This is a genomic window from Mesorhizobium sp. M2E.F.Ca.ET.219.01.1.1, from assembly GCF_004016445.2.
Lineage (GTDB): Bacteria > Pseudomonadota > Alphaproteobacteria > Rhizobiales > Rhizobiaceae > Mesorhizobium.
Map to the genome: position 1 here is coordinate 1 of NZ_SADT02000133.1, position 346 is coordinate 346.

The window sequence follows — 346 nt, forward strand, 5'->3', positions numbered from 1 at the left end:
TCGGCCCCTTCCTCGCCATCCGCCACGGCAGCCACGAGTCTGCGTTGCTCTATGTCGGCCGCAACTACATGCAGCCGAGCGCTGTCGGCAGTTTCGGAGGGTGAGGAGCGGCGGTGCCTTCCCTTCTCCCCTTGTTGTGGGAGAAGGGAAGTCCCGCGCGACCTTCACCCCTCCGTCGACTCCGATTGGATCAGGCCTTCCAGCATGTCGAGCAGGCGCTCGTGCTGTTCGGCGCCGTAGCGCTTTTCGATCGCGTCGTAGATGGCGATGCGCTCCGGTGCCAGGTCCTCGATCAGCGCAAGGCCGGCCGGGCTGATGGCGAGCAGCGCGCGGCGGCCGTCGTCCT

1 pseudogene is annotated in these 346 nt (G+C 67.1%); it reads right to left on the reverse strand.

Annotated elements, in window-relative coordinates:
• Positions 1-164: 164 nt before the first annotated feature.
• Positions 165-346, reverse strand: a pseudogene (locus EN862_RS35240) (homoprotocatechuate degradation operon regulator HpaR); the annotation flags it as partial.